Annotated in this window: 1 protein-coding gene; it reads right to left on the reverse strand. The window is 70.0% G+C overall.

All coding sequences use genetic code 11. The features are described from left to right. On the reverse strand, positions 1 to 467 hold a 467-nt coding region (locus tag BKG60_RS03540; RefSeq protein ID WP_207553865.1), incomplete at both ends, for a transglutaminase family protein.

Raw genomic sequence — 467 nt, forward strand, 5'->3', positions numbered from 1 at the left:
ACGAAATCGTCGAGGCTCTCCAGGGGCGGCAGGAACAGGTACAGCAGCCCGTCGCGGATCTCGGCAACCATGGCTGTGGTGGGTACACCGTCCGCGGGCACGACGGCCGCGGATCCGGATCGCTGCGTATCGAATTCGGCTGCAGCGCTGAGCGGATCCGCCTCGGCCGGGTGTGGGGCCGGCTTCCAGGAGACGGCGGCCAGTGGGAGCCGCAGACCTGCCGGAGACCGTCCTTCCGTCAGCACGATCCGGCCGCGACGCAGTTGCCAGTCGGCGCTTTCCCAGCCGCTGCCGTCCTCCCCGCGGTGCAGGGGCAGCAGATGCGCGGCCGGCCGGGTCACCTGTTCGTCCAGGCCTGCCAGCAGCTCCGAACGCCGCTCTTCCGAATCTTCCTGCGGCGCTATGTCATCGGCCGTTGATACCGGATCTCCGGCCGGGCGCCGAACCGATGCGGCCAGTCGGGTCAG

The sequence above is a fragment of the Mycobacterium syngnathidarum genome (assembly GCF_001942625.1).
In the GTDB taxonomy this organism is placed as follows: domain Bacteria; phylum Actinomycetota; class Actinomycetes; order Mycobacteriales; family Mycobacteriaceae; genus Mycobacterium; species Mycobacterium syngnathidarum.